Genomic DNA, 25,524 nt, shown 5'->3' with positions numbered 1-25,524 from the left:
GGATGGACGTCATGGCCAAGACCAGTACGACGACCCAGGGGCTGCGAGCGGCGATCGAGCGCAGCGGCTACTACCCGGCCCTCGTGGCCGAGGCGGTGGAGGCCGCGATCGGCGGCGAGGCCATCCGGTCGTACCTGGTCCACCAGGAGACGACGTTCGACGCCAACGAGGTGCGCCGGCACGTCACCGTGCTCGTCCTGACCGGCAACCGCTTCATCGTCAGCCACACCGACGAGCAGAACGCGGACACGACCTCCCCCACGCCCTACGCCACCACGTCCACGGAGTCCGTGAAGCTCGGCCGGATCTCGTCCGTCGTGGTCAGCCGGGTCGTCGCCAACCCCGAGTCGTACGCGCCGGGCACGCTGCCCCGCGAGGTCGTGCTGACCATCGGCTGGGGCGCGGTCGCCCGTATCGACCTGGAGCCCGCGGCCTGCGGCGACCCCAACTGCGAGGCGGACCACGGCTACACCGGCAACTCGACGGCCGACGACCTGAGCCTGCGCGTCAGCGAGGCGGGGGACGGCCCGGAGACCGTCCGCCAGGCCCTCGCCTTCGCGCAGTCCCTCTCCGAGGCGACCGCGGACCCCACCCGCTGATGGCCCTCTCCACCTGGGATCACCCGGAACCCCTGGCCGTCGGCTCCGCGCCCGTCCCCGAGTACGGCACGGGCTCGCTCGCGGATCTGCTGCCCACGCTCGCCGCGGGCATGTCCGTACCCGGCATGACCGCCGCCATACCGGAACTGACCGGCGCCGACCGCGCCTGTGTCTTCCTGATCGACGGACTCGGCTGGGAGCAGCTGACGGCGCATCCCGACGAAGCCCCCTTCATGGCGTCGCTCCTCGCTTCGTCCCGGGGCGGCACCGGCCGGCCGATCACCGCCGGGTACCCGGCGACCACCGCGACCTCCCTCGCCTCCGTGGGCACGGGCCTGCCGCCCGGCGCGCACGGTCTGCCCGGGTACACCGTGCGCAATCCCGGGACCGGCGAGCTGATGAACCAGCTCCGCTGGACCCCGTGGACCTCGCCGCGCCCCTGGCAGCCGTACCCCACGGTCTTCGAGCTGGCCGACAGGGCCGGGGTGCACACCGCCCAGGTCTCGTCCCCCGCCTTCCAGAACACCCCGCTCACCAAGGTCGCGCTGAGCGGCGGCACCTTCCACGGCCGGCTGACCGGCGAGGACCGCGTGGACTTCGCGGCCGCGCAGCTCGCGGCCGGTGACCGCTCCCTGGTCTACACGTACTACGCCGAGGTGGACGGCAAGGGCCACCGGTTCGGTGTCGACTCGGACCCCTGGCGCGGCCAGCTGATGTACGTGGACCGGCTGGTCCAGCGCCTCGCCGAGCAACTGCCGCCCCGCTCCGCGCTGTACGTCACCGCGGACCACGGCATGATCGACATCCCGTTCGACGACCAGCACCGCATCGACTTCGACGAGGACTGGGAGCTGCGGGCCGGGGTCGCCCTGCTCGGCGGCGAGGGGCGGGCCCGGCACGTGTACGCGGTGCCGGGCGCCGAGGCGGACGTCCTGACCTGCTGGCGCGAGGTCCTCGGCGAGCAGTTCTGGGTGGCCTCGCGCGACGAGGCGATCGCGGCGGGCTGGTTCGGACCCCAGGTCGACGAACGGGTGTACGCCCGCATCGGCGATGTCGTCGCGGCGGCCCGGGACGACGTCCTGATCATCGCGACCGAGCGGGAGCCGAAGGAGTCCGCGATGGTCGGCAACCACGGTTCGATGACCCCGGCGGAACAGCACGTCCCGCTCCTGGAAGTACGTTCCTGACCCTCTCCCCGTCCGCCCCTCCTTGCCGAAAGGTGCTCAACTCCCCATGCCCGAGCTGGTGTTCTTCTCCGGAACGATGGACTGCGGGAAGTCGACGCTGGCTCTGCAGATCGAGCACAACCGTTCGGCCCGGGGCCTGCAGGGCATGATCTTCACGCGCGACGACCGCGCGGGCGAGGGCAAGCTCTCCTCGCGCCTGGGCCTGGTCACGGACGCGGTGGAGGTCGCCGACGACCAGGACCTGTACTCCTACCTCGTCGAACACCTCTCGCAGGGCGGCCGCGCGGACTACGTGATCGCCGACGAGGCCCAGTTCCTGGCTCCCGGACAGATCGACCAGCTGGCACGGGTGGTCGACGAACTGGACATCGACGTCTTCGCGTTCGGTATCACCACCGACTTCCGCTCCAAGCTCTTCCCCGGCTCGCAGCGGCTGGTGGAGCTGGCCGACCGGGTGGAGGTCCTCCAGGTCGAGGCCCTGTGCTGGTGCGGCGCACGCGCCACCCACAACGCCCGCACGATAGGCGGCGAAATGGTCGTCGAGGGCGCCCAGGTGGTCGTCGGTGACGTCAACCAGGCGGAGGACGTCGGCTACGAGGTCCTCTGCCGTCGCCACCACCGCCGCCGGATGACGGCGGCGACCGCCCGCGCGGGCGCCCTCTCCCCGGACGTGCTCCCGATCGCGTCCACCTGAGCGCGTCCGCGTGGGCGCGGTCGTGCGACGGCGTTCCCGCGACGGGGCCCGTCCGACCGTTTCCGAGGCGAGGCGTCGCGGCGCCTCGGTGCCTCGACCTGATCGGTCCACGCTGCCGGCGTGAGTGAATCGGCAGCCCGCTGCCCGCTGCCCGCCGCCGGAGGGTCGGCCGTCCGAGCGCCGGCCCTGGCGGAGCACCCGGTCGCCCGACGGCCGGGGCCCGGTCCGCCGTCCGGCCGGCCGGGCGCTCCGGCGGGTCCCTCAGCGGTCGGTGTGGATGAGCGAGAACACCGCGCCCTCCGGATCGGCCACCGTGGCCACCCGTCCGTAGGCCGAGTCGTGGGCGGCCCGGAGGACGTGCCCGCCGAGCTCGGTGACCTGGGCGGTGGCGGCGTCGACGTCCCTGACCTCGAAGTAGGTCAGCCAGTGCGGGCCGCGGTCACGGGGCAGGCCGTGGCCGACGCCGTGGATGCCCGCGACCGCGCGGCCGTCCGACTGGAGGGTCACGTAGTCGAAGTCGGCCGAGACGACGGGTTCCAGTTCGTGCCCGAAGACCCCCTGGTAGAACTTGACGACACTCTCGGTGTCGCGGGTCACCAACTCGATCCAGGCAGGCGTGCCGTGCACCCCGATGATGCCGGTGCCCACATGGGCCGCCGCCTGCCAGATCCCGAAGACCGCGCCGGTCGGGTCGAGACCGATCGCCAGCCGCCCGGCGTCGCCCGCGTCCAGCGGGCCCACCCCTACGGTTCCGCCGCAGTGCCGTACCGATTCGGCGGTCTGGTTCACGTCGTCCGAGGCGAAGTACGGTGTCCAGGCGATCGAGAGATGCTGGTCGGGCGGCATCTGTCCGATGCCCGCCACCTCGTGACCGTCCAGCAGCGCCCGGGCGGAGGGGCCGAGCTGCCGCGGGAGCTGCTGCGGGCCGGGTTCGAACTCCCAGCCGAACAGCTCTCCGTAGAACTCCTGGGTCGTGTCCATTGCGTGCACCATCAGGCTCACCCAGCAGGGAACGCCGGGCGCGTGCCGAGTGTGCGTTGTGCCGTTCAGGCCGGCCGGCCCCCGTGCCTCGGTCATCGTCACTCTCTTCTCGGCCCCTCGCGGTGGCCGTTCACCTTCCGCCTACCAACACGCGTACCGCAGCCGCCCGCGTACACGCCCCGTGTCGATGCTCGCACTACCCGTCACCCAGCGCGCCCTGGCCGCACCGTCATGTCGCGGTCCACTGCCGGAGGATGCCCGATGTGCCGTTTCCCGTCCGTTTCCGCACCATTGCCGGAGGGTGTCCATCAGCTGTACAGCACGTGCCCGATCCCGTACGCCTCGTGATCGGAGGTGTCCGGCCGAGCAGAGTAGCCGGAGCTGGACGCCGGGGCCACCCCGTGCGCGAGGATGGTGGCCATGAACGCCATCATCTCCGCCCCCGAACTCGCGAGCGATCTCGCGGGACCGAACCCGCCGGTCGTGCTGGACATCCGCTGGCAGCTCACGCCGGCCACGGCGAACGGCGCCGCGCCCTTCGACGGCCGGGCCGCCTACGAGGCGGGCCACATCCCCGGTGCGGTCTTCATCGATCTGGACACCGAATTGGCCGGAAAGGCGGGTGACGCGGGCCGTCATCCGTTGCCCGATCCCGAGGTCTTCGGCGCGGCGATGCGGGCCGCCGGCGTGTCGGACGACCGCGATGTCGTCGTGTACGACGGCGGTGCCGGGTGGGCGGCGGCGCGTGCCTGGTGGCTGCTGGGCTGGACGGGGCACCCCTCGGTGCGGGTGCTGGACGGCGGACTGGCCGCGTGGAGCGGGCCGTTGTCCACCGAGGTCCCCTCGCCCGCGGCCGGAAGCTTCGTCCCGGCGCCGGGAGCCCGTTCGCTGCTCGACGCGGACGGAGCCGCCGCACTCGCCCGTACGGGGCTGCTGCTCGACGCGAGGGCGGGTGAGCGCTACCGGGGCGAGGTCGAGCCGATCGACCCCGTCGGCGGTCACATCCCGGGCGCGGTGTCCGCGCCGACCACGGAGAACGTCACGGAGAGCGGGGAGTTCCGGCCCGCCGCCGAGCTGGCCGACCGCTTCAAGTCCCTGGGCGTGACGGACACTTCGGAGGTCGGCGTCTACTGCGGCTCGGGTGTCTCGGCGGCCCATCAGGTGCTGGCGCTCGCCGTCGCGGGCATTCCGGCCGCGCTGTACGTGGGTTCCTGGTCGGAGTGGTCCCGGGACGGGAGCCGCCCGGTCGCGGTGGGGCCCGACCCGCAGTGACGGCGACGGGGCCCGCACCGGTCCGGTGCGGGCCCCATCGCTCGTACGAGTGACCGGCCGGGTGGCCGGTGGCCGCGTTCCGGCCGCGTCCGGACGTCCGTCGCGCCGCTTCGAGCCGGCCGCTTCCCTCAGTCCTGCTTCTTGCGCCGGGTGCCGAAGACGATCTCGTCCCAGCTCGGTACCGCCGCTCTGCGGCCGGGGCGGACACCATCGGCCTCGGCCTGCCGGTCGGTCGCGCCGACCAGGCGGTCGCGGTGGCTGCCGACCGAGCGGGGCATCAGGACGTCCGCGTAGGCGGAGCCGGCTCCGGCCGAGGCGGCCGGAGCCGGGGGCTCCTCGGCCTCGGGTTCCGGCGCGGGTTCCTCCACGGGCGGCAGTTCGGTGGTGGAGGGCCGCTCCGGCACCACCATGTCGCCCCGGAAGCTGGGCACCGCCTCCAGAAGGCTGGTGAGCGAGTCGCGGTCGCCCGCGCTCTCCTCGGCCTGCTCGGCGGGCGGCAGGCTCGGCCGCTCCATCTGCCGGTCCAGCGCGCGGTCGAGCGGACGGTCCCGGGGCAGCCGTGCGATGCGCGGCACGAACGGGAAGCTCGGCTCGGGCGCCGCGAGGTCGTCGGACTCGCCGATCAGCGAACGCGCCTCGTCGTCGACGGCCTGGACGAGCCGCCGGGGCGGGTCGTACGTCCAGCTCGCCGAGTGCGGTTCGCCCGCGACCAGGTAGACCAGCAGGACTTCCCAGGTGCCGTCGTCGCGGCGCCACGAGTCCCACTGGACGGTGTCCTTCTCGGCGCCCCGGATCAGCAGCCGTTCCTGGACGGCCTCACCGAGCTGGGGTCCGGCGTTCTCGCCGGGGCGGCGGACGGGAGTCTTGCGGGCACGCTCGGCCATGAAGGCCCGCTCGGCGAGCACGGGGCCCTCGAAGCGGCGCACCCGGTCGACGGGGATCCCCGCGAGCTGGGCGACTTCCTCCGCGGAGGCACCCGCTCGTATACGCGCCTGGATGTCCCGGGGGCGGAGATGGCTCTCCACCTCGATCTCGATCTGGCCGAGGCGGGGACGGTCGCCGCGGACGGCGGCGCGCAGCCGCTCGTCGATCGGAAGCGTGTACTCCGTGCTGTCCGCAGCCTTCAGCACCAGCCGTGTGCCGTCGTTAGAGACGGCCACGACACGCAGTTCCGGCATGGGGACCTCCCGGGTGGTGCCTGCCGACGTCACGTGCGTCGCTGCTTCCGCTAGTCGAGTGTGGCCTGCCCGGGTGCAGCCTGCCACAACCTTGCCGAGTTGCCCGGCGTGTCGGGCACGGGCCCGGGCTCGCCGTTATGGCACGGTTACCTATTCGCAACGCTAAGTGACGAACTCCATCACCCTGTGCAACGAGCCCCCTCCCGGCGGTCCTGTCAGGCCCCGGACACCCTGGCGGGAGTCCGGACCCAGGGCTCGCAACAGTACTCCATTCGGGCCATGTGCGTGGATCGGCACGCCGCCCAACTTCTAGCGGGGGGTGGTAGTTGGCTGCCCGATGTGCGGTTTTCGTGACCATGAAACGTGGCGTAGTTCACGTATCCGGCAGAAACGGAACTAAAGGTTCCGTTCGGCCGTCCTTTCTGGTGCAGTAGGTCGCCCAAGCACGAGAAAGGCAGGAAAGATCCGGGTATGCGTGGAATACCGGGTGCGGAGGAAGATCCGAACGCAGCGGCGGGAGCCGGGAGGAAGCGGCTGGAGCTGAGCCTTCCGCAAGTGGCGGGCAGTGCGGTGGCCGCCGTGGTGGCCGCGAAGCTCGCCTCCTACTTCGGTGTCTACGGGACGATCCTGGGCGCGGGCCTGGTCAGCGTCGTCGCCACCTGCGGCGGCACCGTCTTCCAGCACTTCTTCAAGCGCACCGGTGAGCAGCTGCGGGACGTGACCGTCCAGGCGAAGCCGGCCGCCCGGCAGACGCCGGGGGAGTCCGTCCCGTCCGCGCCGGGGCGGTTCGTCCCCTCCCCGGCCGGGGAGTTCGGCGAGGGGACGGTCTACCGCGCCCGGGTCAGGAGCTGGAAGCGGCCGCTGGTCGCCGCGGCGCTCGTGTTCGGCGTCACCATGGCCGGCGTCACCACGTACGAACTGGTCGCCGGGCGGAGCTTCAGCGGGGACGGGAGGAGCACCACGGTCGGTGACGCCTTCAAGTCCGGCGGCTCCGGCGGCGGTTCACCCGACAGGGGCCCGGCCTCCACGACGGAGTCCGGCACTTCGGGGCCGACCCCCTCCACCGGCGCGTCCCGGCAGCCGTCGACGTCCGGCGCGGATGACGGCTCCGCTGCGACGAACGGTGAGGGCGGGGCGGCGAGTCCCACGCCGACGCCGAGTTCCGGCGCCGGCTCACCGACCCCGGAGGCGACCGGGGACGGGAGTCCGACGCCGGGCGGCGCTACGAGCCCAGCACCCGGCGCAGATAGTCGTTCGCGAAGCGCCGATCCGGGTCGAGGCGGTCCCGCAACGCCGTGAACTCGCCGAAGCGCGGGTACACCCCGGAGAAGTACCCGGCGTCCCGCGTGTGCACCTTGCCCCAGTGAGGGCGGCCCTCGTGCGCGGTGAAGATCCGCTCGGCCGCCGTGAAGTACGCCTGGTAGGGCGTCCCCCGGAACATGTGTACGGCGATGTAGGCGCTCTCCCTGCCGGACGCGGTGGACAGCGTGATGTCGTCCGCGGGAGCGGTGCGCACCTCGACGGGGAAGCTGACCCGCAGGGGGGAGCGGTCCACCATGGCCTTCAGTTCGCGCAGCGTGTCGACGAGGGCCTCCCGCGCGACCGCGTACTCCATCTCCACGAAGCGCACCCGGCGCGGAGAGGTGAAGACCTTGTAGGGGATGTCGGTGTACGTGCGCGCGGAGAGCGCCCGGCTGGAGACCTTCGCGATCGCCGGGATGGCGGCGGGCACGGCGCGGCCGAACAGATTCGCCACCTGGAAGACGCCGTTGGAGAGGAACTCGTCCTCGATCCAGCCGCCGAGACGCCCGACGGGCCTCTCGGGGCCGCCGCTGCGGTTGTTCCGCTTGGTGTTGCAGTTGCCGGTGTGGGGGAACCAGTAGAACTCGAAGTGCTCGTTCTCGGTGAACAGTTCGTCGAAGTCGGCGGTGACCCGGTCGAAGGTCATCGGCTCCTCGCGGGCCGTGAGCAGGAAGAGGGGCTCCACGGCGAAGGTGATCGCCGTGACGACGCCGAGAGCGCCCAGGCCGACCCGGGCGGCCGCGAAGACGTCGGGGTTCTCCTTCTCGGAGCAGGTCAGGACCGAGCCGTCCGCGGTGACCAGTTCGAGGCCCCTGATCTGGGCGGCGATCGAGGCCGAGTCCCGCCCGGTGCCGTGCGTCCCGGTGCTCGTCGCGCCCGACACCGTCTGCTCCATGATGTCGCCCATGTTCGTGAGGGACAGTCCCTCACGCGCGAGCGCCAGGTTCAGGCGCTTGAGCGGGGTGCCCGCCTCGACGGTGACGGTGCCCGCCTCGCGGTCCAGGGCGCGGATGCCGGTCAGCAGCTGAGGGCGGATCAGCACGCCGTCGGTCGCGGCGGCGGCGGTGAAGGAGTGCCCGGTGCCGACCGCCTTCACCTTCAGGCCCTCGTCCGCGGCCGCGCGTATCGCGGCGGAGAGTTCCTCGACCGAGGCGGGGGTGACCTCCCGTACGGGACGGGCGGTGACGTTCCCCGCCCAGTTACGCCACGTGCCGCTCTTCCCGCTCACTGTGGTGCTCATGGGTCCCCTCCCGCTGCGGAACCGGCCTGTTGAGCCGGCGATACCCGAGGAAACCGACCGCCACCGCGACGGCCCCGGACACGGCCGGAACCCCGTACCCGGCCTTCGCCCCGGCGGCGTCGATCACCCAGCCGGCCACGGAGGAGCCGAGCGCGACCCCGACCGCGAGTCCGGTGCTCACCCAGGTCATGCCCTCGGTCAGTTTCGCGCGTGGTACGTGCTGCTCGATGAGGGACATCGTCGTGATCATCGTGGGAGCGATGGACAGGCCCGCAACGAACAGCGCCACGGCCAGGAACGGCAAGTTTCCGACCAGTAGGAGGGGGATCATACTCACGGCCATCGCGCATATGCCCAGCAGCCACCGGGCTTCGGGCGCCCCCTTGAAGTGCAGCAGCCCGAACACGGCGCCCGCCAGGCACGAGCCGGCCGCGTACAGCGCAAGGACGACGCTCGCGGCGCCCTTGTGCCCCTGCTCCTCGGCGAAGGCCACGGTGACCACGTCGACGGCCCCGAAGATCGCCCCCGTCGCGACGAAGGTCGCCACCAGGACCTGGAGTCCGGCCGAGCGCATCGCCGAACCGCGGCTGTGCTGCTCACGCGGGTGCGGCACGGGTTCGGTGGCGCGCTGCGCCGTCAGCCAGAAGACGCCGGCGGCCAGGAAGCAGGCCGCGAGGAGCGGACCTGCCTCGGGGAACCACACCGTGGACAGACCGATCGAGAGGATGGGCCCGACGATGAAACAGACCTCGTCGACCACGGACTCGAAGGAGTACGCGGTGTGCAGCTGCGGGGTGTCCCGGTAGAGGGCGGCCCACCGGGCCCGGACCATCGCCCCGACGCTCGGCACACAGCCGATCCCGGCGGCGCAGAGGAACAGCACCCAGTCCTGCCACGCGAAGTGCGCGGCGAGCAGCAGCCCGGCGGCCGCAGCGAGCGCGAACAGGGTGACGGGGCGCATCACACGGCGCTGCCCATACCGGTCGACCATCCGGGAGACCTGGGGACCCAGCGCGGCCGCCGCCAGCGCCATGGTCGCCGACAGCGCGCCCGCGAGCCCGTAGCGCCCGGTGACCTGCGAGATCATCGTGACCACGCCGATGCCCATCATCGACAGCGGCATCCGCCCGAGGAAGCCCGCGGCGGAGAAGGCCCTGGAGCCTGGGGCGGCGAACAGGGCGCTGTACGGGCTGGGCACGGGGTGTCTCCGGTGGGCTCGGCCCGGCCACCCGGTCACCGCGGGCGTCCGAACTCCGGTAAGGCGTGAAGGTAGCCGATACAGCTTACGGGTTAGGTGACCCTAATGCACTCCCGGGGCTTGTCCGGCCCGTGGCCGTCGTCCGGCCGTCGGCGGCGGGTGGCAGGATCGGAGGCATGCCAGACGCGCTCGATGCCCACCCCTACGACGCCCTCCTCCTGCTCTCGTTCGGCGGCCCCGAAGGCCCGGACGACGTGGTTCCGTTCCTGGAGAACGTGACGCGCGGGCGAGGCATCCCCAAGGAACGACTCAAGGAAGTGGGTCGGCACTACTTCCTGTTCGGCGGGGTCAGCCCGATCAACGACCAGAACCGTGCGCTGCTCGACGCCCTCCGCAAGGACTTCGCGGAACACGGCCTGGACCTCCCCGTCTACTGGGGCAACCGCAACTGGGCGCCCTACCTGACCGACACCCTGCGGGAGATGGCCGCCGACGGCCGCCGCCGCGTCCTCGTCCTCGCCACCAGCGCCTACGCCTCGTACTCGGGCTGCCGTCAGTACCGCGAGAACCTCGCCGAGTCCCTGGCCGCGCTGGAGGCCGAGAGCCTGGAGCCGCCCCGGGTCGACAAGCTGCGGCACTACTTCAACCACCCGGGGTTCGTCCGCCCCATGGTCGACGGAGTCCTGAAGTCCCTCGCCGACCTGCCCGAGGACGTGCGGGAGGGGGCGCACCTCGCCTTCACGACCCACTCCATCCCGGACGCGGCGGCCGACACCTCGGGCCCCGTCGAGGACCACGGCGACGGCGGCGCCTACGTCGCCCAGCACCTGGAAGTGGCACGGCTGATCGCCGACGCGGTGCGCGAGGAGACCGGGACCGAGCACCCCTGGCGGCTCGTCTACCAGTCGCGCTCCGGGGCCGCGCACATCCCCTGGCTGGAGCCCGACATCTGCGACCACCTGGAGGAACTGCACGGCGCCGGGGCCCCGGCCGTCGTGATGGCCCCCATCGGGTTCGTCTCGGACCACATGGAGGTGCTGTACGACCTGGACACCGAGGCCACGGCCAAGGCGGCCGAGCTCGGGCTGCCGGTACGCCGCTCGGCGACCGTCGGCGCCGATCCCCGGTTCGCCGCGGCGGTCCGCGACCTCGTCCTGGAACGCGCGGCGACCGAGAGCGGCCGGCGCCCGGCCCCCTGCGTCCTCGGCACCCTCGGCCCGAGCCGGGACCTGTGCCCGGTGGGCTGCTGCCCCGCCCGGGCACCCAAGCCCGCCGCCGCGGGCGCCGACAGCCCGTACGCCTAGGCCCCGTCCGCCCGCACCCCCGGGCCCCGTCCGCCCGCACGCCCCGGGCCGGCCCGCCCTTCCCCGCCCCAGAGGAGCCCCGTGATCGAGCCCCTGCACACCGAACTGCTCCAGCTCGCGCACGACGCCGCCCGCCGTGCCGGCGAGCTGCTGCGCGACGGGCGCCCGGCCGACCTGACGGTCGCCGCCACCAAGTCCAGCCCGATCGACGTCGTCACCGAGATGGACATCGCGGCCGAGAAGCTGATCACCGACCTGATCGCCCAGCACCGCCCGCACGACGGCTTCCTCGGCGAGGAGGGGGCGAGCAGCGAGGGCACCACGGGCATCCGCTGGGTCGTGGACCCGCTCGACGGCACGGTGAACTACCTCTACGGACTGCCGACCTGGGCGGTCTCCATCGCGGCCGAACAGGACGGCGAGACCGTCGTCGGGGTCGTCGCGGCGCCGATGCGCGGCGAGACGTACCACGCCGTGCGGGGCCGGGGCGCCCGGGCCACCGGCGCCTGGGTCGGCGAGCGCCGGCTGACCTGCCGGCCCTCTCCGTCTCTGGACCAGGCCCTGGTCTCGACCGGCTTCAACTACGTGAGCGAGGTCAAGGCGCACCAGGCCGACGTCGCCCGGCGGCTGATCCCGCTGCTGCGCGACATCCGGCGCTCCGGCTCCGCGGCGGTCGACCTGTGCGACGTCGCGGCCGGCCGCCTCGACGGGTACTACGAGCGCGGCCTGCACCCCTGGGACCTCGCGGCGGGCGACCTGATCGCCCGTGAGGCGGGCGCCCTGACCGGTGGACGCCCCGGGGAGCGGCCCGCGCGCGAGCTGGCGGTGGCGGCCTCACCCGGCGTCTTCGAGCCCCTCCAGCGGCTCCTGGAGGAGTTCGGCGCCTGGCACGACGGACACCCGTCCGGGTGAGACGCGCGCCGTCCCCGCGACGGCGCACGAAGCGGGGCCCCGGTACTGGATCGACACCGGGGCCCCGCTCGCGTACGAACTGATCAGACGCGCGTCGCGCCGACCTCCACACCGTGCTCGGCGGCGAGGCGACGAAGGTCCTCGAGCTCGGCCTGCTCGACCTCCGCGAGGAAGTCGTCGCCTGTCTCGCGAGCCCGCGTCAGGTCGGACTCGGTCGCCTTTATGCGCTGCAGAAGTCCTGCGGTGAATGCGTCCATGCTGCGCCCCCTCGTCCTGGGTCGTGGGTCGGTGGCACGGGGGTGTGCCGTCGGGAAGGGGCGATCACGTCTCCAGAGGGTGCCCAGCGCTGCCCGGGCTGGGCGGCGACGGTGCCGGACACCCACGCCCGCTCTGCGGAAGCGGTTGGACGTACCACAAGGTGGCTTGCCACATGCAGAGCGTGATCGCGGGGTGTAAAGCCGTCCTCCCCCCGCTCTCTTCCGTGGAAACCTCAACCCGAAGAGAAAATCTCGCATTCCCGGGGCCGGGAACGGCCCCGGCGGACGCCCTCCCACCCGCCTTACAGCCGGTTTACGGCCGAAAAAGGCAGGATGGAGGTCATACCCGAGACGGACCCCCACCCGCGCGTGCCGAGAAGGCGCTGCGCGGGTGGACACAGGAAGGACAAGCGACGTGCGCGTACTCGTCGTCGAGGACGAGCAGCTGCTCGCCGATGCGGTGGCCACCGGACTGCGCCGGGAGGCCATGGCCGTCGACGTCGTGTACGACGGCGCGGCCGCCCTGGAGCGCATCGGCGTCAACGACTACGACGTGGTCGTCCTCGACCGCGACCTCCCGCTGGTGCACGGGGACGACGTCTGCCGCCGGATCGTCGAACTGGGCATGCCCACCCGGGTCCTGATGCTGACCGCCTCCGGAGACGTCAGCGACCGGGTGGAGGGCCTGGAGATCGGCGCCGACGACTACCTCCCCAAGCCGTTCGCCTTCAGCGAGCTGACGGCACGCGTGCGTGCCCTCGGCCGCCGTACGAGCGTGCCCCTGCCGCCCGTCCTGGAGCGCGCCGGCATCAAGCTCGACCCCAACCGCCGCGAGGTCTTCCGCGACGGCAAGGAGGTCCAGCTCGCGCCCAAGGAGTTCGCCGTCCTGGAGGTGCTGCTGCGCAGCGAGGGCGCCGTCGTCTCCGCCGAGCAGCTCCTGGAGAAGGCCTGGGACGAGAACACGGACCCCTTCACGAACGTCGTGCGGGTGACCGTGATGACCCTGCGCCGCAAACTCGCGGAGCCCCCGGTGATCGTCACCGTGCCCGGCTCCGGGTACCGGATCTGACCGGCGGTGGCCACGACCCCGGCGCCGTCGACGGCGCCCCCGAAGCCCACCTGGGACCCCCGGCGGACGGAGCCCCCGTTCCCCTGGCTGCGCCCGACCATCCGGATACGGCTCACGCTTCTCTACGGTGGCATGTTCCTGATCGCCGGCATCATGCTGCTGTCGATCATCTACCTGCTGGCCGCGCAGGCTCTGAACGTGGGCAGCGAGCTTCCGTTCCGGATCATCTCGGGCCAGGTCGGCAGCAGCACCTGCAACTTCCCGTCGGCGCCGTCCGCGAACGAGCTCAACACCGCGATGAACGCGTGCGCCAACCAGCAGCGCCAGCACGCCTTGGACGACCTGCTCAGCCGGTCCCTGCTCGCGCTGCTCGGCCTCGCGATCATCGCCTTCGCCTTCGGCTACGCGATGGCGGGCCGGGTGCTCTCCCCGCTCGGCCGGATCACCCGCACCGCCCGCGCGGTGGCCGGTTCGGACCTGTCCCGGCGGATCGAGCTGGACGGCCCGGACGACGAGCTGAAGGAGCTGGCCGACACCTTCGACGACATGCTGGAGCGGCTCCAGCGCGCCTTCACCGCCCAGCAGCGGTTCGTCGGCAACGCCTCGCACGAACTGCGCACCCCGCTCGCGATCAACCGCACGCTCCTGGAGGTCCACCTCTCCGACCCGGGGGCGCCGGTGGAACTGCAGCAGCTCGGCAAGACCCTGCTGGCCACGAACGAACGCAGCGAGCAGCTCGTCGAGGGCCTGCTGCTGCTCGCCCGCAGCGACAACCAGATCGTGGAGCGCAAGCCGGTCGACCTCGCCGAGGTCGCCTCGCAGGCCGTGGACCAGGTGCACGCCGAGGCCGAGGCCAAGGGGGTGCGGATCCGCGGGGAGCGCGCCGCGGCGGTCGTCCAGGGCAACGGCGTGCTGCTGGAGCGGATCGCGCTGAACCTCGTCCAGAACGCGGTGCGCTACAACGTGCCGGAGGGCGGCTGGGTCGAGGTCACGACCCTGGTCCAGCACGGTCACGCGGTCCTGCTGGTCTCGAACACGGGACCGGTGGTTCCCGCGTACGAGATCGACAATCTTTTCGAACCTTTCCGGCGGCTGCGCACGGAACGCACGGGCAGCGACAAGGGTGTGGGCCTCGGCCTGTCGATCGCCCGGTCGGTGGCCCGCGCCCACGGGGGTCACATCGCCGCGGAGCCGCGCGAGGGAGGAGGTCTCGTGATGCGAGTCACCCTTCCGATCTGAGACCATGACCCCCACACGCGACGATGTTCGCTTTGCGCGGAATTTTCTGGTCGCCCATCCGGGAGGCCCGTGTGTGATCGATCACAAGGGCGATATTCCGGCCATCTACTCTCCGTGGTCGCGCAAGCCGCCGGAAAGCCGGGAAAATCCGGGTTTTCGGGGGTCTTGATCACGGGAAGTACACGGTGGGACGCCTTTGAAGTGCGACCTTCAGACCGTGTACGGTCCGCATCGCCATCCAAGCCGATCACTCTTGAGGGGTCCGATTGGGTGTCGATTGAGTAACAGACCTTGATGTGAGGCAAAATCTCCGCCTCAGGTCGGGCACAAGTCCGGCCTCTCACGCGTTACGTGCGCTGGAGACACCGCAGACACCCAGAGGGGGAGAGCGACATGGCAACGGATTACGACACCCCACGCAAGACCGACGACGACGTCGACTCGGACAGCCTTGAAGAACTGAAGGCTCGCCGGAACGACAAGTCCACCTCGTCCGTCGACGTAGACGAGTTCGAGGCCGCAGAAGGCCTGGAGCTGCCCGGGGCCGACCTCTCGAACGAGGAGCTGGCCGTCCGGGTACTGCCCAAGCAGCAGGACGAGTTCACCTGCATGAGCTGCTTCCTGGTGCACCACCGCAGTCAGCTGGCCCGCGAGAAGAACGGTCAGCCGATCTGCCGCGACTGCGACTGAGGCAGGGTCGGCCGTGACTGGCTCGACCCCTCCTTGGAAGCGCCGCCTCCCTCGCAGGGCGGCGGACGAAGGGCCCACACAGGGCCCTGAAGGCGCGCGTGACGACGAGCGGGGCTCTTCCCGACCAGGATCAGCCTCGCTCGACCCGGCGCCCGCCACGGCGCCGACAGGCGCCTCCTCGCAGGCCGGTGGTCCCACACCGGCCGGCACCCCCGCACCGGGAGAGGACCTGGTGCCGACGGACGCCCCCGCGCCCGCCGCGAGCGGCCGTGCGGCGGCCGTTCGGGACGGGGTCAGAAAGGGCGTCCGCAAGAGCGGCAGCCTGGCCAAGGCCGGTCTGTCCCACCTCGCCGACCGGATCATCGACATCGCGCCCCGCGTCCCGGTACGGGACCTCGCGACCCTCCGCAGGCAGTTCCCCGGCCTCGGCGCCGAGGAGCTCGCCGACAAGCTCGTCGCGGGCGCGGCCAACGCGACCTCCACGGTGGGCGCCGGCATCGGCGCGGCCGCCATGCTGCCCGTACCGCCCGCGATGCCCACGGAACTCGCCGCCGAGATCACCGGGGTCGCCGCGATCGAGCTGAAGCTGGTCGCCGAGCTCCACGAGGTCTACGGACTGCGGCCGCCGGGCACTCTCGCGCAGCGCAGCACCGCCTACCTGAACTCCTGGTCCTCCGAGCGCGGGATCGACGTGACCAAGCCGTCGACCCTCAATGCCGCGCTGGGCGGCCAGATGAAGCGCGAGCTGCGGCAGCAGATCATGAAGCGCACGGTCCGTGACCTGCCGAACCTGATGCCCTTCATGGTGGGCGCCGCGGTCGGGGCGGTCATGAACCGCCGCGACACCAAACGCCTCGCGGGGCACATCCGCAAGGACCTCCGCAGGAACCAGGTGTCCTGGGACGCGTTGCCCGAGCTGCCGCCTCTGGAGGAACCGGCCGATCCGCTGCGGATGGGAGAGATCCCGAAGGAGCTCGGGCCCTGACCGGACCGGGCGCCGAGGGTCTACGCTCCGGGCCCCCCCACGGCCCACGGCCGGGACCTGTGCTCCGGCTACGGGACTGGTGTCGGGCCGGGCCCGGGGCGAGCACGGGGCTGAGGCCAGATCGGACCCAGGCCGGGTCCGGCGGTCGGGTGCGCCGCTAGGCTGCGGCCCGTGCCGTCTCCAGGGCCGCCCTGAGCCGCTCCGGCTCCCGCGTCGACAGGTACAGGTACGGGGTCGGGTCGGCCGGGTCGGTGACCTGCACCCGCAGGGCCGTCGGGATGTAGGACCGCAGCAGCATGAACGCGCGGGTGTCCGCCTTGTGCGTACGCCAGGCGCGCGCCTCGTCCTGGTCGAGGATCTCGGCGTCGCCCAGGGCTGCGACCGGGATCCTCGCCTCGCCCGCGATCAGCGAGTCGCCGACGACGCGGATGCGCACCGAGCCGTAGGAGCTGGCCACCACGGCCGAGACCGCGGTGCCGCCGACCAGCCCGCCCAGCAGGGGCAGCGTCCCGAAGGGGAGGAAGACCAGGGCCAGCGCGACCCCGACCAGGAAGCAGACCGCCCACCAGCTGCGGGGGGCGGTGAGGCGTTCTTCGTACGGGGAGGCGGAGAGCTGCATGGAGCCAAGCTTGGCACGGTGCGTACGCTCCGCCGACGCGCGGGTAAGGTCTGCGCCTGTGAGTGGTACTTCCGCGGCTCTGCAGCCTCCCCCCGACGCCGTCGCGCCGGTGCGGCACCCCGACGCGCCCGCCCCAGGCGAGCTCCTCGGCGCCCACTACGAACAGTGTTTCGGGTGCGGTGGGGAACAGCCGCACGGACTGCATCTGGCGGCCCGCGCGGGTGAGGGCGTGAGGATCACGGCGGAGTTCACCGTGCGGCCCGCCCACCAGGGCGCCCCCGGACTCGCGCACGGCGGCGTGCTGGCCACGGCGCTGGACGAGACGCTCGGCTCACTGAACTGGCTGCTGCGTGTCATCGCGGTCACCGGCCGGCTGGAGACCGACTTCGTGCGGCCCGTCCCCGTGGGCACCGTGCTGTATCTGGAGGCCGAGGTCACCGCGGTGGCCGGCCGTAAGATCTACTCGACCGCCACCGGCCGGATCGGCGGCCCCGAGGGGCCCGTGGCCGTCCGTGCGGATGCCCTCTTCATCGAGGTCAAGGTCGACCACTTCATCGACAACGGCCGCCCGGAGGAGATCCGGGCCGCCATGAGCGACCCGGACCAGAACCGCCGTGTCCGTGCCTTCGAGGTGAACCCGTGACCCGTGATCCCGTGGACGTGCTGATCCGGCGCGTAGACCCGGACGTCCCGCTTCCCGCATACGCGCACCCCGGTGACGCCGGTGCCGATCTGCGCACCACCGAGGAGCGTGAGCTGAAGCCGGGTGAACGTGCCGTGCTGCCGACCGGCGTGTCCATCGCGCTGCCGGAGGGGTACGCGGCCTTCGTGCACCCCCGCTCCGGGCTCGCCGCCCGCTGCGGTGTCGCCCTCGTGAATGCCCCGGGGACGGTTGATGCCGGGTACCGTGGGGAGATCAAGGTGATCGTGGTGAATCTCGACCCGTACGAGTCCGTGCGGTTCGAGCGCTTCGACCGGATTGCCCAACTGGTCGTCCAGCAGGTCGAGAAGGTCCGCTTCCACGAGGTGGCGGAGCTTCCCGGCTCGGCGCGGGCCGCAGGGGGCCTCGGGTCCACCGGCGGGCATGCCGCCGTGGGCGGCACAGCGGGTGGGAATCGATACGCTTCGGTCGTATCCGACCGGGAAGGACAGTGACGTGTTCGGACGTCGCAAGAAGGGCAGTGCCGCCGAGGACGCGGCGGGCGAGGCCGAGCAGGTCGTCGACGGAGTCGACACTGAGACGGACGAGGTGGAGCGGGAGCGCGTGAGGCTGGAGCCGGAGCCGCGACCCGACGGACCCTGGGACGACTCGGAGGTGCGGGACCCCGCCGAGGGCCGGGTGGACCTGGGTGGTCTCCTGGTCCCCGGAGTCGACGGCATGGAGCTGCGGGTCGAGGTCGCGGGCGACGCGATCGTCGCGGCCACCGTCGTCCTCAAGGACAGCGCCGTACAGCTGCAGGCCTTTGCCGCTCCCAAGCGCGAGGGCATCTGGGGCGAGGTGCGCGAGGAGATCGCCTCCGGCATCACCCAGCAGGGCGGTGTGATCGACGAGGTCGAGGGCCCGTTGGGCTGGGAGCTGCGGGCGCAGGTTCCGGTGCAGCTGCCGGACGGCACGGGCGGTTTCCAGGTCGTGCGGTTCGTCGGTGTGGACGGCCCCCGCTGGTTCCTGCGCGGAGTGATCTCCGGGCAGGGCGCGGTGCAGCCGCAAGCCGCGGGACTGCTGGAGCAGATCTTCAGGGACACGGTCGTCGTGCGCGGCGAGGGCCCCATGGCCCCCCGTGACCCGATCGTCCTGAAGCTGCCGGACGACGCTCAGATGGTGGCCGAGGGCGTCCAGCAGGAGGAGCAGTCGGGTTCCCGCTTCTCCGGTGGCATGGGGCAGCTGCAGCGCGGACCGGAGATCACCGAGGTCCGCTAGGCGTCAGACGCGTCGAGAACGTAGGGAAGGGCCGCACCCCGGCAGGGGTGCGGCCCTTCCCTACGTTCCTCCCGGGACCGGAGGGGCCGCCCCCTTGCGCCAAGTTCTCATCCATGAACGGCAGTTGAACTGCGCTTCTTTCTTCTCCTCTTGACGGAAGCCTGGTCCGTACCTATGGTCACCGGCCAGCGCGCGTGTTCAGTAACCAGTGTGTCGTTCACATACGAGAACGGATGTCCCCCACATGCTTGACGCCCCCGCACGCCCTCGCCGCCGGCCACGCACCGCCCTCCTCGCCGTCGCCGCGACGGCCGCCCTGGTCTCCGGCCTCCTCACCTGGCCCGCCGCCCACCGCGCCGACGCCGCTCCCGCCGTCTTCGCGCACCCCGGGGTCACCGTCTCCCAGGGACAGCTGGACTTCGCCCGCACGAAGGTCAACGCGGGAGCCCAGCCCTGGAAGGGCGCGTACGACCAGATGATGGCGAGCAAGTACGCCTCGCTGACCCGCACCGCCAAGCCCCGTGCCACCGTGGAGTGCGGCTCGTACTCCAACCCCAACTACGGCTGCACCGACGAGCGCGAGGACGCGATCGCCGCGTACACGGACGCCCTCGCCTGGTACATCACCCGCGACGACCGCTACGCGAAGAAGTCCATCGAGCTGATGGACGCCTGGTCGGCCGTCATCAAGGACCACACCAACAGCAACGCGCCCCTGCAGACCGGCTGGGCCGGCTCCTCCTGGCCCAAGGCCGCCGAGATCATCAAGTACACCTACACCGGCACCTGGGCCAACTCCGGACGCTTCGCGACCATGCTGCGCAACGTCTACCTGCCCGAGGTGATCAACGGCTCCAACTCCAACGGGAACTGGGAGCTGTCGATGATGGAGGCGGCCGTCGGCATCTCCGTCTTCCTCGAGGACAGGACCTCGTACGACAAGGCCATGGCGAAGTTCCGGACCAGGACCGCCGCGTACGTCTACCTCGCCTCCGACGGCGACCTGCCCAAGACGGTGCCGAGCCAGAACCTCGACACCAGGGCGAAGATCGTCAGCTACTGGCAGGGGCAGTCCACCTTCGTCACCGGCCTCACCCAGGAGACCTGCCGCGACTTCACCCACACCGGGTACGGCATCTCGGCCATCTCCCACATCGCCGAGACCAGCCGCATCCAGGGCGCCGACCTCTACGGCACCGACGTCGGCGAGCGGCTGCGCCAGGCGCTCGGCTTCCAGTCCAAGTACCAGCTGGGCGAGGCGGTGCCGAGCTCACTGTGCGGCGGCTCCCTCACCCTCGGGCTCGGACCGGTCACCGAGGTCGGCTACAACGCCCTGCACAACCGGCTGGGCATCGCCATGACCAACACCCAGCGGCTGACCGAACAGAACCGGCCGTCCGGCAGCAACAACCTCTTCGTCGCCTGGGAGACTCTGACCCACGGGGACAACCCCAGCTGACCCGCCCTCCCGTCCGGGCCCACCGCGCGCCCGGACCTCCGGCCGGGGCAGCGCCCGGCCGGTGCGGGAGAGGCATGAGCCAGGTCGCCACGGACACCGCGGTGCGCGTCGAGAACGTGCACCGCACGTACGGCAGCGGCGCCGCCGCCGTACACGCGCTGCGCGGGGTCTCCTTCGAGGTCCCGCGCGGCGAGCTCGTCGCCCTCCGGGGCCGCCCCGGAGCGGGCAGAAGCACGCTCCTCCACCTCGTCGGCGGCCTCGACGCCCCGGACGCCGGCCGGATCACCGTCGACGGGCTGGAGCCGGCCGCCCTGGACGAGGACGCCCTGCTGGAACTGCGCCGGGACCGGATCGGCCTCCTGCTCCCGTCCGCCGGCCTCGTCCCCGTCCTCACCGTCGCCGAGAACGTCGCCGCCCCGCTGCGGCTGCGCGGTGCCCCGGCGCGCGGGTCCGAGGGCCGCGTCGAACGGCTGCTCTCCCTCGTCGGCCTGGCCGGACACACCACCAGCAGGCCCGCGGACCTGTCCGCCGGGCAGCGGCGCAGCGCGGCCCTCGCCCGTGCCCTCGTCCACGGCCCCGCGCTCCTGATCGCCGACGAACCCGCCGGTCCGCCCGGCGCCGGGAACGGCCCCGCCTTCCTGGAACTCCTGCGCGCCGTCGTCCGCGCCGAACACCTGACAGCCCTGGTCGCCGCACGCGACGCGGACCCGGCGGGCCCCGCCGACCGGGTGCTGGAGCTGAACGACGGAAGACTCGCCGCGCACTGACCCCGACCTGCGCATCAGGGTTGCGTCAAAGACGGCCGCCCGCCGACGCACCGCCCCTTTTGTCGTCATTACGGGCCGTAAGGTCGACCCAGCGTACAGAGCGTTGACAGGAAGACAATGGGGCCATGGGACGCGGCAAGCTTCGGATCTACCTCGGCGCGGCACCGGGGGTCGGCAAGACGTACGCGATGCTGTCCGAGGCCCACCGGCGCCTGGAGCGCGGCACGGACTGCGTCGTCGCCTTCGTGGAGCACCACGGCCGGCCCCGCACCGAGGTGATGCTGCACGGTCTGGAGCAGGTCCCGCGCAAGGAGCTCGACTACCGGGGCTCCTCGTTCACCGAGATGGACGTGGACGCCGTACTGCTCCGCGCCCCCGCCGTCGCCCTGGTGGACGAACTCGCCCACACCAACGTCCCCGGCTCCCGCAACGCCAAGCGCTGGCAGGACGTGGCGGAACTGCTGGCGGCCGGGATCGACGTCGTCTCGACCGTCAACATCCAGCACCTGGAGTCACTCGGTGACGTCGTCGAGTCCATAACCGGCGTACGGCAGCGCGAGACTGTCCCCGACGAGGTCGTCCGCCGCGCGGACCAGATCGAACTGGTCGACATGTCGCCCCCGGCGCTGCGCCGCCGCATGGCGCACGGCAACATCTACAAGTCCGACAAGGTCGACGCGGCCCTGTCCAACTACTTCCGCCCCGGCAACCTCACCGCGCTGCGTGAGCTGGCCCTGCTCTGGGTGGCCGACCGCGTCGACGAGTACCTGACCGAGTACCGCAGCGAGCACCAGGTCTCCAGGATCTGGGGCTCGCGCGAACGGATCGTGGTGGGGCTGACCGGCGGACCCGAGGGACGCACCCTGATCCGCCGTGCCGCGCGGCTCGCCGAGAAGGGCGCGGGCGGCGAGGTCATGGCCGTCTACATCGCGCGCAGCGACGGACTCACGAACGCCTCGCCCAAGGAGCTGGCCGTCCAGCGCACCCTGGTCGAGGACCTCGGCGGCACCTTCCACCACGTCATCGGCGACGACATCCCCGTCTCGCTGCTGGACTTCGCGCGCGGGGTCAACGCCACCCAGATCGTGCTCGGCTCCTCCCGCCGCAAGACCTGGCAGTACGTCTTCGGACCCGGCGTCGGCACCACGGTCGCCCGGGAGTCCGGACCCGACCTGGACGTCCACATCGTCACCCATGACGAGGTCGCCAAGGGGCGCGGCCTGCCCGCGGCCCGGGGCGCGCGGCTCGGCCGCTCCCGGATCATCTGGGGCTGGCTGATCGGCCTCGGCGGCCCGGTGGTCCTCGCGCTGCTGCTCAACACGGTCGACCTCGGCCTCGCCAACGACATGCTGCTGTTCCTGACGGTGACGGTCGCCGCCGCCCTGCTCGGCGGACTCTTCCCGGCCCTCGCCTCGGCGGCCTTCGGCTCCCTGCTGCTGAACTACTTCTACACACCGCCGCTGCACCGCTTCACGATCTCCGACCCCAAGAACATCGTCGCCATCGTGATCTTCGTGGGCGTCGCCATCTCCGTGGCCTCCGTGGTGGACCTGGCCGCCCGCCGCACCCACCAGGCGGCCAGACTGCGCGCGGAGTCCGAGATCCTGTCCTTCCTCGCGGGCAGCGTCCTGCGCGGCGAGACCAGCCTGGAAGCCCTGCTGGAACGGGTCCGGGAGACCTTCGCGATGGAGTCGGTCGCCCTGCTGGAGCGGGCGGGCGACGTCGACCCGTGGACCTGCGCGGGCAGCGTCGGCCCGCGGTCGCCGCTGCGGCCCGAGGACGCGGACGTGGACATGCCGGTCGGCGACCACATGGCGCTCGCGCTCTCCGGACGCGTCCTGCCCGCCTCCGACCGCAGGGTGCTCGCCGCGTTCGCCGCCCAGGCGGCCGTCGTACTGGACCGCCAGCGCCTCCAGCACGAGGCCGACCAGGCGAAGGAGCTGGCCGAGGGCAACCGCATCCGCACCGCGCTGCTCGCCGCCGTCAGCCATGACCTGCGCACCCCGCTGGCCGCGATCAAGGCCGCCGTGTCCTCCCTGCGGTCCGACGACGTGGCCTGGTCGGAGGAGGACCGGGCGGAGCTCCAGGAGGCGATCGAGGAGGGCGCCGACCGTCTCGACCACCTGGTGGGCAACCTGCTCGACATGTCCCGCCTGCAGACCGGCACGGTCACCCCACTGATCCGTGAGATCGACCTCGACGAGGTGGTGCCGATGGCACTGGGCGGGGTCCCCGAGGACAGCGTCGACCTGGAGATCCCCGAGATCCTGCCGATGGTCGCCGTCGACGCGGGACTGCTGGAACGGGCGGTCGCCAACCTCGTCGAGAACGCCGTCAAGTACAGCCCCGCGGGCGAGCGGGTCCTCGTGGCCGCGAGCGCCATCGCCGACCGGGTGGAGGTACGCGTGGTCGACCGCGGCCCCGGCGTCCCCGACGAGGCCAAGGAGCGGATCTTCGCCCCCTTCCAGCGCTACGGCGACGCCCCGCGCGGAGCCGGGGTGGGCCTCGGGCTCGCCGTGGCCCGTGGCTTCGCCGAATCGATGGGCGGCACACTGAACGCCGAGGACACCCCCGGCGGCGGACTCACCATGGTGCTCACGGTCCGGGCGGTGGACCGCCGCCCCGAGCCGCTCACCTCACCGGCAGCAGCAGAAAGGCAGGTCTCATGACCCGGGTCCTCGTGGTCGACGACGAGCCGCAGATCACCCGAGCCCTCGTCATCAACCTGAAGGCACGCAAGTACGAGGTCGACGCGGCCCCCGACGGCGCCACCGCGCTCCAGCTCGCCGCCGCCCGCCATCCCGACGTCGTCGTGCTCGACCTCGGGCTGCCCGACATGGACGGCGTCGAGGTGATCAGGGGACTGCGCGGCTGGACCCGGGTCCCGATCCTGGTGCTCTCCGCCCGTCACTCCTCCGACGAGAAGGTGGAGGCGCTCGACGCGGGCGCCGACGACTACGTCACCAAACCCTTCGGCATGGACGAACTGCTGGCCCGGCTGCGCGCCGCCGTCCGCCGTGCCGAGCCCAACGGGTCCGGCGAGGACGACGTCGTCGTGGACACCGAGGACTTCACCGTCGACCTGGCGGCCAAGAAGGTCAACCGCGGCGGGCGCGACGTACGGCTGACCCCCACGGAGTGGCACCTCCTGGAGGTCCTGGTCCGCAACACCGGCCGTCTGGTCAGCCAGAAGCAGCTGCTCCAGGAGGTGTGGGGGCCGTCGTACGGCACGGAGACGAACTATCTGCGGGTCTACATGGCCCAGCTGCGCCGCAAGCTGGAGGCGGACCCCTCGCATCCCCGGCACTTCATCACGGAGCCGGGGATGGGCTACCGCTTCGAGAGATGAGCGGTGCTTGAGAGAGCGGCCTAGCGGGTACGACGCTCTCAGCGGCCCCGGTACGCTTTCGGTATGAGTGCTGTTCCTCGTTCCGAAAAGCCGGCGGGCCGGTTCCGGCGCATGATAGACCGGCTCTCCTCGTCCCAGGAGGACCTGGAGTCCGAGGAGCTGCGCGAGGAAGCCGAGACGACGGGGTGCACCCGTATCGGCGACTGCCACGACCGGCAGATCGTCACGGTTACTGGTACCTTGCGCACGGTCACCCTCCGGCCGCGCGCGGGAGTCCCGGCCCTGGAGGCCGAGCTGTTCGACGGCTCGGCGGCTCTGGACGTGGTCTGGCTCGGCCGGCGGTCCATCGTGGGGATCGAGCCGGGGCGCAAGATGATCGCTTCGGGCCGCATCTCGATGAGCCGGGGCCGTAGGGTGCTGTTCAACCCGAAGTACGAACTCAGACCGCTCGGACGGGAGTAGCCGGTGACGTCGCTCGACAAGCCGACCGAAGACCCCCAGCAGGACGCGAGGGCGGTGACGGAGGCCGCGCTCTTCGAGGCGTTCGGCGGTGTGCGGGGCATGGTCGAGACCGTGGTGCCCGGCCTGCTCTTCGTCACCATCTTCACGATCAACAAGGACCTCCACTGGTCGGCGATCGCCGCCCTCGGGGTGTCCCTGCTGCTCGTCGCCGTCCGCCTGGTCATGCGCGACACCGTCAAGCACGCCTTCAGCGGCGTCTTCGGCGTCGCCTTCGGCGTGGTCTTCGCGATGATGACGGGCAACGCGAAGGACTTCTATCTGCCGGGCATGATCTACACGCTCGGCCTGGCCGTCGCCTACATCGTCACGACCCTCGCGGGTGTGCCCCTGATCGGCCTGATCCTCGGCCCGGTCTTCAAGGAGAACCTCTCCTGGCGCACCCGCAACCCGGGCCGCAAGAAGGCGTACGCCAAGGCCAGCTGGGCCTGGGGCCTGATCCTGCTCGCCAAGTGCGCGGTCCTCTTCCCGCTCTACTGGTGGGCCGACACCGCGCAACTGGGCTGGGTCCTGGTCGCGTTGAAGATCCCGCCGTTCCTGCTGGCCGTCTGGCTCACCTGGGTGTTCCTCGCGAAGGCCCCGGCCCCCATCGACGTGTTCGCGGAGATGGAGGCGGAGGAGCAGGCCGAGAAGGAGCGCGAGGCCGCCCGCGCGCAGCAGGACACCGAGGCCACGGCCGGCCGTCACCGCCGCGACGGCTAGTCACCCGTACGAGTCGCGACAGCCAGTCACCCGTACGAGTGGGGGGCGCCCGGAGACCTCCGGGCGCCCCCCACTCGTCTCCGG

Annotated in this window: 26 protein-coding genes; 20 read left to right on the top strand and 6 right to left on the bottom strand. The window is 71.8% G+C overall.

What is annotated here, in order from left to right:
* Positions 1-11: 11 nt before the first annotated feature.
* Genes OG776_RS13385 through OG776_RS13375 form a run of 3 tightly spaced genes read left to right on the top strand, consistent with a single transcriptional unit; the run spans position 12 to position 2,480 of the window.
* Positions 12-599 carry a DUF5998 family protein gene (locus tag OG776_RS13385; RefSeq protein ID WP_148010892.1) on the top strand — a complete coding sequence of 196 codons (588 nt, stop codon included), beginning with the start codon at positions 12-14 and terminating at the stop codon, positions 597-599.
* Positions 599-1,786, top strand: coding sequence for an alkaline phosphatase family protein (locus OG776_RS13380; protein WP_148010893.1), 1,188 nt, complete (start codon positions 599-601; stop codon positions 1,784-1,786). Before OG776_RS13385 ends, OG776_RS13380 begins: the two co-directional genes overlap by 1 nt.
* A gap of 46 nt (positions 1,787-1,832) precedes the next feature.
* Positions 1,833-2,480 carry a thymidine kinase gene (locus OG776_RS13375; protein WP_148010894.1) on the top strand — a complete coding sequence of 216 codons (648 nt, stop codon included), beginning with the start codon at positions 1,833-1,835 and terminating at the stop codon, positions 2,478-2,480.
* Positions 2,481-2,741: 261 nt separating this feature from the next.
* Here the strand turns inward: OG776_RS13375 and OG776_RS13370 are convergent, their stop codons facing one another.
* Positions 2,742-3,557: a VOC family protein gene (locus OG776_RS13370; protein ID WP_148010895.1), complete on the bottom strand. Its 816-nt coding sequence runs from the start codon at positions 3,555-3,557 to the stop codon at positions 2,742-2,744.
* A gap of 324 nt (positions 3,558-3,881) precedes the next feature.
* Here OG776_RS13370 and OG776_RS13365 point away from each other — a divergent pair, with 324 nt between their 5' ends.
* The gene (locus tag OG776_RS13365; RefSeq protein ID WP_148010896.1) at positions 3,882-4,733 is read left to right on the top strand and encodes a sulfurtransferase; all 852 of its coding nucleotides are present in this window, start codon (positions 3,882-3,884) and stop codon (positions 4,731-4,733) included.
* A 128-nt stretch (positions 4,734-4,861) separates the two neighbouring features.
* On the opposite strand, the gene sepH is transcribed toward OG776_RS13365, so the two are convergent.
* Positions 4,862-5,944, bottom strand: coding sequence for a septation protein SepH (gene sepH, locus OG776_RS13360; protein ID WP_148010897.1), 1,083 nt, complete (start codon positions 5,942-5,944; stop codon positions 4,862-4,864).
* Between the two features lie 438 nt (positions 5,945-6,382).
* Between sepH and OG776_RS13355 the strand changes: the two genes are divergently transcribed.
* Entirely contained in the window at positions 6,383-7,210 is an 828-nt protein-coding gene (locus OG776_RS13355) for a hypothetical protein (protein ID WP_148010898.1), read from the top strand.
* On the opposite strand, the gene OG776_RS13350 is transcribed toward OG776_RS13355, so the two are convergent.
* Positions 7,134-8,453, bottom strand: a complete 1,320-nt coding sequence (locus tag OG776_RS13350; protein WP_148010899.1) for a D-arabinono-1,4-lactone oxidase — start codon at positions 8,451-8,453, stop codon at positions 7,134-7,136. The genes OG776_RS13355 and OG776_RS13350 overlap by 77 nt on opposite strands.
* On the bottom strand, positions 8,413-9,651 hold the full coding sequence (locus OG776_RS13345; protein ID WP_329320804.1) for an MFS transporter: 1,239 nt from the start codon (positions 9,649-9,651) through the stop codon (positions 8,413-8,415). The genes OG776_RS13350 and OG776_RS13345 overlap by 41 nt, the downstream gene beginning before the upstream one ends.
* Before the next feature lie 176 nt (positions 9,652-9,827).
* Here OG776_RS13345 and OG776_RS13340 point away from each other — a divergent pair, with 176 nt between their 5' ends.
* Both OG776_RS13340 and OG776_RS13335 read left to right on the top strand, forming a co-directional pair.
* Positions 9,828-10,955, top strand: coding sequence for a ferrochelatase (locus OG776_RS13340; protein ID WP_329320800.1), 1,128 nt, complete (start codon positions 9,828-9,830; stop codon positions 10,953-10,955).
* An 81-nt stretch (positions 10,956-11,036) separates the two neighbouring features.
* Entirely contained in the window at positions 11,037-11,867 is an 831-nt protein-coding gene (locus tag OG776_RS13335) for an inositol monophosphatase family protein (protein ID WP_329320794.1), read from the top strand.
* 83 nt (positions 11,868-11,950) lie between these two features.
* On the opposite strand, the gene OG776_RS13330 is transcribed toward OG776_RS13335, so the two are convergent.
* Complete coding sequence (locus OG776_RS13330; protein WP_168530603.1) at positions 11,951-12,124, bottom strand: hypothetical protein; 174 nt, start codon at positions 12,122-12,124, stop codon at positions 11,951-11,953.
* A 415-nt stretch (positions 12,125-12,539) separates the two neighbouring features.
* Here OG776_RS13330 and OG776_RS13325 point away from each other — a divergent pair, with 415 nt between their 5' ends.
* The 4 genes from OG776_RS13325 (at position 12,540) to OG776_RS13310 (ending at position 16,107) form a co-directional block, all read left to right on the top strand.
* A complete protein-coding gene (locus OG776_RS13325; RefSeq protein WP_148010903.1) occupies positions 12,540-13,193 on the top strand; it encodes a response regulator transcription factor in 654 nt (217 codons plus the stop codon).
* 6 nt (positions 13,194-13,199) lie between these two features.
* The gene (locus tag OG776_RS13320) at positions 13,200-14,432 is read left to right on the top strand and encodes a sensor histidine kinase (protein ID WP_148010904.1); all 1,233 of its coding nucleotides are present in this window, start codon (positions 13,200-13,202) and stop codon (positions 14,430-14,432) included.
* Positions 14,433-14,825: 393 nt separating this feature from the next.
* Entirely contained in the window at positions 14,826-15,122 is a 297-nt protein-coding gene (locus OG776_RS13315; RefSeq protein WP_003997302.1) for a DUF4193 domain-containing protein, read from the top strand.
* A gap of 13 nt (positions 15,123-15,135) precedes the next feature.
* Entirely contained in the window at positions 15,136-16,107 is a 972-nt protein-coding gene (locus OG776_RS13310) for a hypothetical protein (RefSeq protein WP_329320791.1), read from the top strand.
* Positions 16,108-16,264: 157 nt separating this feature from the next.
* Here the strand turns inward: OG776_RS13310 and OG776_RS13305 are convergent, their stop codons facing one another.
* The gene (locus OG776_RS13305) at positions 16,265-16,726 is read right to left on the bottom strand and encodes a DUF3093 domain-containing protein (protein ID WP_148010906.1); all 462 of its coding nucleotides are present in this window, start codon (positions 16,724-16,726) and stop codon (positions 16,265-16,267) included.
* 58 nt (positions 16,727-16,784) lie between these two features.
* Between OG776_RS13305 and OG776_RS13300 the strand changes: the two genes are divergently transcribed.
* From OG776_RS13300 to OG776_RS13260, 9 genes are all read left to right on the top strand, one after another.
* Positions 16,785-17,369, top strand: a complete 585-nt coding sequence (locus OG776_RS13300; RefSeq protein WP_148010907.1) for a PaaI family thioesterase — start codon at positions 16,785-16,787, stop codon at positions 17,367-17,369.
* Complete coding sequence (dut, locus tag OG776_RS13295) at positions 17,366-17,881, top strand: dUTP diphosphatase (RefSeq protein ID WP_148010908.1); 516 nt, start codon at positions 17,366-17,368, stop codon at positions 17,879-17,881. Before OG776_RS13300 ends, dut begins: the two co-directional genes overlap by 4 nt.
* Before the next feature lies 1 nt (position 17,882).
* Positions 17,883-18,644, top strand: a complete 762-nt coding sequence (locus OG776_RS13290; protein WP_148010909.1) for a DUF3710 domain-containing protein — start codon at positions 17,883-17,885, stop codon at positions 18,642-18,644.
* 244 nt (positions 18,645-18,888) lie between these two features.
* Entirely contained in the window at positions 18,889-20,103 is a 1,215-nt protein-coding gene (locus OG776_RS13285) for an alginate lyase family protein (RefSeq protein WP_148010910.1), read from the top strand.
* Positions 20,104-20,177: 74 nt separating this feature from the next.
* Complete coding sequence (locus OG776_RS13280; RefSeq protein ID WP_329320786.1) at positions 20,178-20,870, top strand: ABC transporter ATP-binding protein; 693 nt, start codon at positions 20,178-20,180, stop codon at positions 20,868-20,870.
* A 125-nt stretch (positions 20,871-20,995) separates the two neighbouring features.
* The gene (locus OG776_RS13275; protein WP_148010912.1) at positions 20,996-23,539 is read left to right on the top strand and encodes a sensor histidine kinase; all 2,544 of its coding nucleotides are present in this window, start codon (positions 20,996-20,998) and stop codon (positions 23,537-23,539) included.
* Entirely contained in the window at positions 23,536-24,219 is a 684-nt protein-coding gene (locus OG776_RS13270; protein WP_148010913.1) for a response regulator, read from the top strand. Before OG776_RS13275 ends, OG776_RS13270 begins: the two co-directional genes overlap by 4 nt.
* A 63-nt stretch (positions 24,220-24,282) precedes the next feature.
* A complete protein-coding gene (locus OG776_RS13265; protein WP_148010914.1) occupies positions 24,283-24,681 on the top strand; it encodes an OB-fold nucleic acid binding domain-containing protein in 399 nt (132 codons plus the stop codon).
* A 3-nt stretch (positions 24,682-24,684) separates the two neighbouring features.
* On the top strand, positions 24,685-25,440 hold the full coding sequence (locus tag OG776_RS13260) for a DUF3159 domain-containing protein (RefSeq protein WP_148010915.1): 756 nt from the start codon (positions 24,685-24,687) through the stop codon (positions 25,438-25,440).
* Positions 25,441-25,524: the final 84 nt, after the last annotated feature.

The organism is Streptomyces sp. NBC_01689, from assembly GCF_036250675.1.
GTDB lineage: Bacteria > Actinomycetota > Actinomycetes > Streptomycetales > Streptomycetaceae > Streptomyces.
This window is presented reverse-complemented; position numbering and strand designations above follow the sequence as displayed.

Excerpts from the sequence above, each read along its gene's own strand:
- OG776_RS13275 (WP_148010912.1), top strand. The coding sequence starts at position 20,996 with ATGGGACGCGGCAAGCTTCGGATCTACCTCGGCGCGGCACCGGGGGTC.
- OG776_RS13340 (WP_329320800.1), top strand. The coding sequence starts at position 9,828 with ATGCCAGACGCGCTCGATGCCCACCCCTACGACGCCCTCCTCCTGCTC.
- OG776_RS13355 (WP_148010898.1), top strand. The coding sequence starts at position 6,383 with ATGCGTGGAATACCGGGTGCGGAGGAAGATCCGAACGCAGCGGCGGGA.
- OG776_RS13330 (WP_168530603.1), bottom strand. The coding sequence starts at position 12,124 with ATGGACGCATTCACCGCAGGACTTCTGCAGCGCATAAAGGCGACCGAG.
- OG776_RS13385 (WP_148010892.1), top strand. The coding sequence starts at position 12 with ATGGCCAAGACCAGTACGACGACCCAGGGGCTGCGAGCGGCGATCGAG.
- OG776_RS13280 (WP_329320786.1), top strand. The coding sequence starts at position 20,178 with ATGAGCCAGGTCGCCACGGACACCGCGGTGCGCGTCGAGAACGTGCAC.
- OG776_RS13315 (WP_003997302.1), top strand. The coding sequence starts at position 14,826 with ATGGCAACGGATTACGACACCCCACGCAAGACCGACGACGACGTCGAC.
- OG776_RS13375 (WP_148010894.1), top strand. The coding sequence starts at position 1,833 with ATGCCCGAGCTGGTGTTCTTCTCCGGAACGATGGACTGCGGGAAGTCG.
- OG776_RS13265 (WP_148010914.1), top strand. The coding sequence starts at position 24,283 with ATGAGTGCTGTTCCTCGTTCCGAAAAGCCGGCGGGCCGGTTCCGGCGC.
- OG776_RS13305 (WP_148010906.1), bottom strand. The coding sequence starts at position 16,726 with ATGCAGCTCTCCGCCTCCCCGTACGAAGAACGCCTCACCGCCCCCCGC.
- OG776_RS13350 (WP_148010899.1), bottom strand. The coding sequence starts at position 8,453 with ATGAGCACCACAGTGAGCGGGAAGAGCGGCACGTGGCGTAACTGGGCG.
- OG776_RS13285 (WP_148010910.1), top strand. The coding sequence starts at position 18,889 with ATGCTTGACGCCCCCGCACGCCCTCGCCGCCGGCCACGCACCGCCCTC.
- OG776_RS13270 (WP_148010913.1), top strand. The coding sequence starts at position 23,536 with ATGACCCGGGTCCTCGTGGTCGACGACGAGCCGCAGATCACCCGAGCC.
- OG776_RS13365 (WP_148010896.1), top strand. The coding sequence starts at position 3,882 with ATGAACGCCATCATCTCCGCCCCCGAACTCGCGAGCGATCTCGCGGGA.
- OG776_RS13380 (WP_148010893.1), top strand. The coding sequence starts at position 599 with ATGGCCCTCTCCACCTGGGATCACCCGGAACCCCTGGCCGTCGGCTCC.
- OG776_RS13370 (WP_148010895.1), bottom strand. The coding sequence starts at position 3,557 with ATGACCGAGGCACGGGGGCCGGCCGGCCTGAACGGCACAACGCACACT.